7 protein-coding genes are annotated in these 6,915 nt (G+C 63.5%); 4 read left to right on the top strand and 3 right to left on the bottom strand.

The genetic code is table 11. The annotated features are described in order from the left end of the window. Positions 1–548 precede the first annotated feature (548 nt). Both WCB02_RS08030 and mtnA read left to right on the top strand, forming a co-directional pair. Positions 549–1,424, top strand: a complete 876-nt coding sequence (locus tag WCB02_RS08030; RefSeq protein WP_423957342.1) for an S-methyl-5'-thioadenosine phosphorylase — start codon at positions 549–551, stop codon at positions 1,422–1,424. 25 nt (positions 1,425–1,449) lie between these two features. Continuing rightward, positions 1,450–2,559 (top strand): S-methyl-5-thioribose-1-phosphate isomerase, encoded by a 1,110-nt coding sequence (mtnA, locus tag WCB02_RS08025; RefSeq protein ID WP_423957341.1) that lies wholly within the window; start codon positions 1,450–1,452, stop codon positions 2,557–2,559. On the opposite strand, the gene WCB02_RS08020 is transcribed toward mtnA, so the two are convergent. Beyond that, the gene (locus WCB02_RS08020) at positions 2,560–3,192 is read right to left on the bottom strand and encodes an HAD-IA family hydrolase (protein ID WP_423957339.1); all 633 of its coding nucleotides are present in this window, start codon (positions 3,190–3,192) and stop codon (positions 2,560–2,562) included. 112 nt (positions 3,193–3,304) lie between these two features. Here WCB02_RS08020 and WCB02_RS08015 point away from each other — a divergent pair, with 112 nt between their 5' ends. Continuing rightward, positions 3,305–4,078, top strand: coding sequence for a S1 family peptidase (locus WCB02_RS08015; RefSeq protein WP_423957337.1), 774 nt, complete (start codon positions 3,305–3,307; stop codon positions 4,076–4,078). A gap of 112 nt (positions 4,079–4,190) precedes the next feature. Then, entirely contained in the window at positions 4,191–5,699 is a 1,509-nt protein-coding gene (locus WCB02_RS08010; RefSeq protein WP_423957336.1) for a flavin-containing monooxygenase, read from the top strand. 96 nt (positions 5,700–5,795) lie between these two features. Here the strand turns inward: WCB02_RS08010 and WCB02_RS08005 are convergent, their stop codons facing one another. Together WCB02_RS08005 and WCB02_RS08000 are read right to left on the bottom strand one after the other, a co-directional pair. After that, positions 5,796–6,740 carry a response regulator gene (locus WCB02_RS08005; protein ID WP_423957335.1) on the bottom strand — a complete coding sequence of 315 codons (945 nt, stop codon included), beginning with the start codon at positions 6,738–6,740 and terminating at the stop codon, positions 5,796–5,798. Further along, positions 6,730–6,915, bottom strand: a 186-nt coding sequence (locus WCB02_RS08000) for a hypothetical protein (protein WP_423957334.1), incomplete at its 5' end; no start/stop codon positions are given. The genes WCB02_RS08000 and WCB02_RS08005, both read right to left, overlap by 11 nt.

Genomic DNA, 6,915 nt, shown 5'->3' with positions numbered 1-6,915 from the left:
ACGGTGAAGTCGCGTGGTCCCGACGCCTCAGGGTCGGCGTCAAGTCTTTGGAGGCCGCTCAGCCCGACCGGGCAGGGTGGCCACGCCGAAGGCGACGGTGTCAAACAAGCCGGATCGCCGGGGAGAGCGCGAAGTAAGCCGTAAAGCCATTGCGCAGGGAATGTCGGAGTGTTTCCGCTGAACCTGTATGCTCGTGTGCGTTCGTTTCTTACTGCTACTTGCACACGAGACCGCGGGTGCAGCGCGCACCCGGCATTCCCTGCGCCCTCGATCTCGAGGCGCAAGACTTCCCAAGCAAAGCTCGGGCGACCAGCGCCGCGAGACAGTGAAGCCGTATCTGCTGTTCGGATTCGAATTCGTGGACTCGAGCAGGGCGCATCGGCACCGCACACCGTGGCATCAAAAAACTGTTGGGCGCGTGTCCGCCGAGGTTCGGGGATTGAGGCTGATATGATGACAACTTCAAAATCGCTCAACTAGGCTCTCCCTGTTCCTAAATCGCCAAAAAACTGGCATAGCTCGATCCACCAAAGCAGAGTGGAGTGAGCATGACCAAAGCGGTGCTTGGCATCATCGGCGGTTCCGGCATCTATGACTTGCCAGGCCTGGAAAACGCGCGCGAGGAGACGATCGAAAGTCCGTGGGGCGAGCCGTCGGCACCGGTGCGCCACGGCGCCATTGCCGGCCTTCCGATCGTGTTCCTGCCTCGCCACGACAAGGGCCACCGGCTGTCGCCTTCCGACATCAATTATCGCGCCAATATCGACGTCCTGAAGCGGGCCGGCGTCACCGACCTCATCTCGCTGTCGGCCTGCGGCTCGTTCAGGGAGGAATTGCCGCCCGGCACTTTCGTGCTGGTGGACCAGTTCGTCGACCGCACCCACAAGCGCGAGTCCTCGTTTTTCGGCAGGGGCTGCGTCGCGCATGTCTCGATGGCGCATCCGGTCTCGCCGCGGCTGCGCATCCATCTTGCCGCCGCGGCCGAGGAGGAGGGTATCGCGATCGCACGCGGCGGTACCTATGTCTGCATGGAAGGACCGCAATTCTCCAGCTACGCCGAGAGCATGACGTACAAGAACCTCGGCTATTCCGTGATCGGCATGACCAACATGCCGGAGGCCAAGCTCGCGCGCGAAGCCGAGATTTGTTACGCGACCGTCGCGATGGTGACCGATTTCGATTGCTGGCATCCGGACCATGACGCCGTGACTGTGCAGGACATCATCCGGGTGCTGACGTCGAATGCCGACAAGGCGAAGGCGCTGGTGGCGCGGCTTTCGAAGAACTTTCCGCGCGAGCACGAGCCGTGTCCGATCGGCTCGGACCGTGCGCTCGATACCGCGCTGATCACGGCGCCGGAGGCGCGCGATCCCGAGCTTCTGAAGAAGCTCGACGCGGTGGCCGGCCGGGTATTGCGAGGGTGAAGGTGGCGTAAAGGGGTGGCGTGTCATGAAGGTAGACGGCAGACATTTCCGCAGCATCTGGCTCGAAGCGGACGGTTGGTCGGTCGGAGCGATCGACCAGCGGAAATTGCCGCATGAATTCGTCGTGGCGGCGCTGACCACATGTGACGAAGCCGCGGACGCCATCCGTTCGATGCTGGTGCGCGGCGCGCCCCTGATCGGCGCCGCCGCCGCCTACGGCATGGCGCTGGCGATGCGGGACGACCGGTCCGAGGTTGGGATCGAACACGCCTATGACATGCTGTTCGCGACGCGGCCGACCGCGATCAATCTGAAGTGGGCGCTGGACGAGATGCGAGCGATGCTGAGGCGGCTGCCGCCCTCGGCCCGGCTCGACGCCGCCTATGCCCGTGCCGCTGATATTGCCGAGCAGGATATCACCATCAACGAGGGTATTGCGAAAAACGGCTTTGCGCTGCTCGAGGCGTTCGCGGCCAGGAAGCCGCCGGGCATGCCGGTCAATGTGCTGACCCATTGCAACGCCGGTTGGCTCGCGACCGTCGATTGGGGCACCGCGACGGCCCCGATCTACCTTGCCCATGATCGCGGTGTCGGCGTCCATGTCTGGGTCGACGAGACCCGCCCGCGCAATCAGGGCGCAGCACTGACGGCCTGGGAGCTTGGCCATCACGGCGTGCCGCATACCGTCATCCCCGACAACACCGGCGGCCATCTGATGCAGCATGGCCTGGTCGACCTCGTCATCGTCGGCACCGACCGCGTCGCCGCGAATGGCGACGTCTGCAACAAAATCGGCACCTATCTCAAGGCACTCGCAGCCAAGGACAATGGCGTGCCGTTCTATGTGGCGCTGCCGTCGCCGACCATCGATTTCGCCGTCACCGACGGCGTCAGTAAAATTCCGATCGAACAACGTGGTGCGGAAGAGGTCACCCATATGACGGGCCGGACAGCCGATGGGAGGATCGAGACGGTGCGGATCGTGCCGGAAAACTCGCCGGTTGCGAATTATGCTTTCGACGTCACGCCGGCGCGGCTGGTGACGGGCTTGATCACCGAGCGTGGCGTCTTGAAAGCCGATCCTTCCTCGCTCGCGACGGCCTTTCCGGAGCGGATCGCGGCCGCGGCGGAGTAATTAGCGCAGCGTCAATCCGGTCGCGGACTCAAGCTCGGCAATGGCCTGGGCCGCATCGATCACCTTGATGGTGGTCATGCCCATTTCGCGCGCGGGCTTCAGGTTGACGCCGAGATCGTCGAGATAGACGCAATTTCTGGGATCGACGCCGAGCGCCTCGATCATCATGTGATAGATGCGCGGGTCGGGTTTCCGCAGGCCGATCTTCGCCGACTCGATGATATGGTCGAACAGCACCATCACTTCAGCGATGTAAAGCGAGCGTCCGGTTGCGCTGCCGATCGCATTGGCCGGCAGGTTGTTGGTGATGCAGCCGGTCTTGAAGCTGACGCCGACCCGCTTGAGCGCTTCCACCATCTCGGGCCGCAGATCGCCTGATAATAGCGGCAGCACGTCCTTGCCTCGCACTTCGGCGCCCAGCGCCAGCGATTCGGCGGCAAACAGGTCGTCGAACGTCTCGATGTCGACTTCTGCGCGCTCGAATTTGGCCCAGGCATTCTCCAGATGATTGGCGGCGTTGGTGCGACGGATGATGTCGGGCGGCAGCCCGCGCTCACGCTCGAACCGCGCAAAGGCCTCGAACGGCGAGGTCGTGAGCACGCCGCCGAAATCCCAGATCACCGCCTCGACCATCCTGCCCTCAAGCTGCGGGTAACATTGTTGAACCGGCTAGCATGCTGGCGCCCGCGAGGCCAGTCCGTCGGCCCGCTTGGCGATGAGCGGCGGACCGGTTAATGCTGCGCCGATGAAAGCGCCGACAAAAGCCTTGGTGTCGTTGCTCGCGGCGGCTGCGCTGCTCGCATCCGCTCCGGCTCATGCCATCGTCGGTGGCGCTGCGCCGACGCCCGAAGGCGTCGGCCGCGCTGTCGTCACCATTCTCGGTTCGCGCGGCACGTTCTGCAGCGGCAGCCTGATCGCGCCGAGCCTGGTGTTGACGGTCGCGCATTGCGTGGAGCCCGGCGCGGTCTACAAGATCGTGCGGTATGGCGCGGACCAGAAGGCGCAATTGCAGGACGTCAGCAAGGTCGCGATCCATCCGGCCTACCAGATGCAGGCGATGCTGGCGCATCGCGCCACCGCCGACGTGGCGTTGCTGCGATTGAAAATTCCGTTTGAAGGAAAAACGCCGGCGATGCTCGGCATGCCGCAGCTTCCGATCGCGGCCGGAACCCAATTTACCATCTCCGGCATCGGCGTCACGATTCGCGGCGATGGCAAGAGCGCCGGCATCGTCCGTTCGGCGGCGCTGGTCGTGACTGGCAAACCGGGCAAGCTGCAGATACGCTTGGTCGATCCGGCGGCGCAGGGCACCAGCAACGGTCTTGGGGCCTGCGTCGGCGATTCCGGCGGCCCGGTGTTCGAGGATCAGGCGGCCGGCCCGGTCATCATCGGCCTCATCAGCTGGTCGACGGGGCCGAACGACAGCGCGGGCTGCGGCGGCCTGTCGGGGGTCACGCCGCTCACGCTGTACCGGGATTGGGTTTTGCAAACCGCCCGGCAGTGGGGTTTCGCGTTCTGATCCGGGCTGGGTTGATCCAGATCATTTGCCTGATCGCGCCACTGGGTTGACCATGATCGACGATTGAGTCCACCCTGTCTGGAGCGCCGATCCAACCATAAAGACAACCACGATGAACGTAGCCGCTGCCCGCTCCATCTCCGAATCTGCTTCCAGGACGATCGAGCATTTCGATGTCCTGATCGTCGGCGCCGGCATTTCCGGCATCGGCAGCGCCTATCACCTGTCCACGCAGCTTCCTGGCACGAGCTTCGTGATCCTGGAGTCGCAGGAGAGTTTTGGCGGCACCTGGCTGACCCACCGCTATCCCGGCATCCGTTCCGACAGCGATCTGCACACCTTCGGCTACCGTTTCAAGCCCTGGGTCGGTCCGCCGATTGCGACCGCCGCGGAAATCCTCTCCTATATGGGTGACGTCATCGCCGAGAACGATCTCGCAGGGCATATCCGTTACCAGCACCAGATTGCCTCGGCGAGTTGGTCGAGCGAGAGAAAACTGTGGACTATCGAAGCCGTCAATACTGCCTGCGGCGAATCCACGACGATCACCGCCAATTTCCTCTGGATGTGCCAGGGCTATTACCGGCACGCGGAAGGCTACACGCCCGAATGGCCGGGCATGAAGGACTTCAAGGGGCGTATCGTGCACCCGCAGCGCTGGCCTGATGATCTCGACGTGAGCGGCAAGCAGGTGGTGGTGATCGGTTCGGGCGCCACCGCGGCGACGCTTGTTCCGGCGATCGCCGATACATGCGCGCATGTCACGATGCTGCAGCGCTCGCCGACTTACTTCCGGCTCGGTCGCAACGCGATCGAACTCGCGGAGCAATTGCGGCAGCTGCAGGTCAAGGAGGAATGGATCCATGAGATCGTCCGCCGCAAGATTCTGTTCGAGCAGGACGCGTTCACGCGCCGCTGTCTCAGCGAGCCGGAGCAGGTCAAGAAAGAGCTGATCGGCCAGCTTTCCGCGGTGCTCGGCCCCGACTACGACGTGGCCACGCATTTCACGCCAAAATACCGGCCATGGCGGCAGCGCATCGCCTTCGTGCCCGACGCCGATCTGTTCTGGGGTATCAAGAGCGGCAAGGCCTCGGTCGTCACCGACGAGATCGAGCGCTTGACCGAAACGGGAATCCTGCTGAGGTGCGGCGAGACGCTCGAGGCTGATATCATCGTCACCGCGACCGGCTTCAATCTGTGTGTGCTCGGGGATATCGCCTTCACCATCGACGGCAGGCCACTCGACTTCGCCAGCACCGTCACCTATCGCGGCATGATGTTTACCGGCGTGCCCAACATGGCCTGGGTATTCGGCTATTTCCGTGCGAGCTGGACGCTGCGGACCGACCTCGTGGCGGATTTCGTCTGCCGGCTGCTGGCGCACATGAAGGAGAAGGGCGCTGGGAAGGTCGAGGTGGCGCTGCGGCCGGAGGATCACAACATGCCGCTATTGTCGTGGATCGACCCGGAAAACTTCAATCCGGGCTACATGATGCGCGACATGCGCCTGTTGCCCCGGCGCGGCGACAAGCCGGAATGGCAGCACAGCCAGGATTACTGGACTGAGAAGGACGAAATACCGGCGATCGATCTGGACGACGCGGCGTTTGTTTATAGCTGAGGCGGTCTCGCGATAGCCATCGTCATTGCAAGCGATGACGCCGAGCGGCTTTCTCGGCGTGGATCGCTTCGCCGCTGCGCTCGCAATGACGTCGTTTCACGTATTCCGCCGCGTCGCATTGGTGGCGATTGCGGCCGCGGCGGTGCGGTTTTCCACCCCGAGCTTGGCGTAGATCTGCTCGAGGTGCTTGTCCACGGTGCGCGGGCTCAAGCCCAGGATCTGCGCGATGTCGCGGTTGGTCTTGCCCTTGGAGAGCCATGACAGCACCTCGCCCTCACGAGTGGTCAGCCCCAGCTCGCTGGAGAATTGCGCCGGCAGGCTCGCACTGGTGTCCTTGGCGAGCCGCAGCAGATATTCGTTCGCACCGGCATTGCCCATATAGTGCAGCCGGAGCTCCGGATGATCGGGAAACGACGCGGTTGCGGCAGTTTTCGATCCGCCCTTGCTCTCGTGGGCCAGCTCCAGCCATTGCTGCAGCGGCGGCGGCAGCACCATGTCGTCGCCGCTGGGCGAGCCAAGATTGGATGTCCCAAGGCTGTCGGACAGAAGTTTCTGGGCCTGCGGCGTCGCCCATATCACCTTGCCCTGACGATTGACGGCAAGCAGAAAGCGTCCCGACACGTCGAGCGCGGCGCGCGCGCTTTGGGTCAATCGCGCGTTGGCGAGATGCACGCGAATCCGCGCCAGCATTTCCTGGACCGCGATCGGCTTGGTGACGTAGTCGACGCCGCCGGCATCCAGTCCGCGCACGATGTGCTCGGTTTCTGCCAGCCCGGTCATGAAGATGACGGGTACGTTGCTCAAACCGGCCTCGCGCTTGAGCCGGCGGCAGGTCTCAAAGCCGTCCATGCCGGGCATGACCGCATCAAGCAGGATGATGTCGGGCGTGATCTGGTCCACGATGCGCATCGCCGCGGCGCCGTCGAGCGCGACCATCACCGTCATGCCGGCACCATCGAGCGCATCGGTGAGCAGGCGAAGCGTCTCCGGCGAGTCATCGACGACGAGCGCGACGTCGCGCTTTTTGGCTTCAGTGATCATAGCTGTACAGGGTCTTCAGGGTTGCCATGTATTGGTCGAGATCGAAGCGGTCGATCAGCGAGCGCATTTGCGCCACGAAGTCGGCATGTTCGGGTTGATTGGCAGCCATCTCCTCGAGCTTGAGCTGGATCGCGCGGATGTAGCCCATTTGCCCGAGATCGATCAGTTCCTCGAC

Origin of the sequence: Bradyrhizobium sp. (assembly GCF_049581145.1) — a bacterium.
Classification (GTDB): domain Bacteria; phylum Pseudomonadota; class Alphaproteobacteria; order Rhizobiales; family Xanthobacteraceae; genus Bradyrhizobium.
This window is presented reverse-complemented; position numbering and strand designations above follow the sequence as displayed.